The organism is Sinimarinibacterium thermocellulolyticum (assembly GCF_040327995.1).
Taxonomy (GTDB): domain Bacteria; phylum Pseudomonadota; class Gammaproteobacteria; order Nevskiales; family Nevskiaceae; genus Solimonas; species Solimonas thermocellulolyticum.
In genome coordinates this window covers 1-1,450 of sequence record NZ_JBEPIJ010000045.1, presented here as the reverse complement: position 1 = coordinate 1,450, position 1,450 = coordinate 1, and the positions used below count along the sequence as shown (strand labels likewise).

The 1,450-nt window shown below is 57.0% G+C and carries 1 protein-coding gene and 1 pseudogene; both read left to right on the top strand.

Going from position 1 to position 1,450, the window contains the following annotated elements; all coding sequences use genetic code 11:
• A pseudogene (locus ABSH63_RS15710) lies at positions 1-362 on the top strand (site-specific DNA-methyltransferase); the annotation flags it as partial.
• A gap of 10 nt (positions 363-372) precedes the next feature.
• A partial coding sequence (locus ABSH63_RS15705; RefSeq protein WP_352891053.1) for a DEAD/DEAH box helicase family protein occupies positions 373-1,450 on the top strand: 1,078 nt, incomplete at its 3' end.

The window sequence follows — 1,450 nt, the reverse complement described above, 5'->3', positions numbered from 1 at the left end:
ACTACGCCCCCGATGCGCTGGACAAAGCCAATCTCGACTTGTTTGTTGACAATATCAAGCCTGACCGCACGGCGGAAGACTTACTGTTCCAGGTGATGCTGGATTGGGGCGTTGATCTTGCGCTGCCGATTGCCAAAGAAACTATTCAGGGCAAGGAAGTGTTCTTTGTTGATGGCGACGCACTGGCTGCCTGCTTTGACGCGCACAGCGGTATCGACGAAGCCTTCGTCAAGGAACTGGCCAAGCGCCAGCCGCTGCGCGTCGTGTTCCGCGATGCAGGATTCAAGGACGACGCAACCAAAATCAACGTCGAGCAAATTTTCAAGCTCTTGTCGCCTGCCACCGAAGTGAAGTGCATCTGAGGAGGCTGCGATGAAGCTGAAATTCAAGACGCAGGCCTACCAGACCGCGGCGGTGCAGGCAGTAGTAGATTGCTTCAAGGGACAGGTTCCGCATCATGGCGGCGTTCGCTATCGGCTCGATCCCGGCAGCCAGAAAGCAGCCACACCGAGCCCGCAAGCGGCGCTCCCGCTGGAGTCCGCTTCGCTTGCAGCTGCAGCAGAAAGCGAAGCGGCGTTTCGCAACGCGGACTTCACCTTGTCGGAAGCGGCGCTGCTCGACAACATTCGAGCCGTGCAGCACGGCCAGAACCTGCCGATATCGGACGCACTGGTCAAAACCAAAGTGGCCAAGGTCAATCTCGACATCGAGATGGAAACGGGTACGGGCAAGACCTACTGCTACATCAAGACAATTTTCGAGCTGAACAAGCAGTACGGCTGGAGCAAGTTCATCATCGTGGTGCCCAGCATTGCCATCCGTGAAGGTGTGGCCAAGTCACTGCAGATCACTGCCGAGCACTTCTTGGAGTCCTACCACAAGAAGGCACGCTTCTTCATTTACAACTCAAAGCAGCTACACCACCTGGAGAATTTCTCATCGGATGCAGGTATCAACGTTATGGTGATCAACGTGCAGGCCTTCGCCGCACGAGGAGCCGACAACCGCCGCATTTATGACGTGCTGGACGATTTCCAGTCCCGCAAGCCCATCGACGTGATCAGCGCCAACCGACCCATCCTGATTCTGGATGAGCCGCAGAAGATGGAAGGCGCGGCGACGCTGAAGTCACTGGAGGAGTTCAAGGCGCTGATGGTGTTGCGCTACTCGGCCACCCACAAGACCACGCACAACAAGATTTACCGCCTCGATGCGCTGGACGCATACAACCAGAAGCTGGTGAAAAAAATTGCCGTGCGCGGCATCGCGGTGAAAGGCCTGGCGGGCACGGCGGGTTATCTGTACCTGCAGTCCATCGAGATTTCAAGCAAGAAGCCGCCCGAGGCGCGTGTGGAGTTCGAGCAGAAGCTGGCGAGCGGAAACATCAAGCGGGTGGTGAGGAAGCTCTCAAAGGGCGACAACTTGTTCGATCTCTCGAACGGGCTCGATC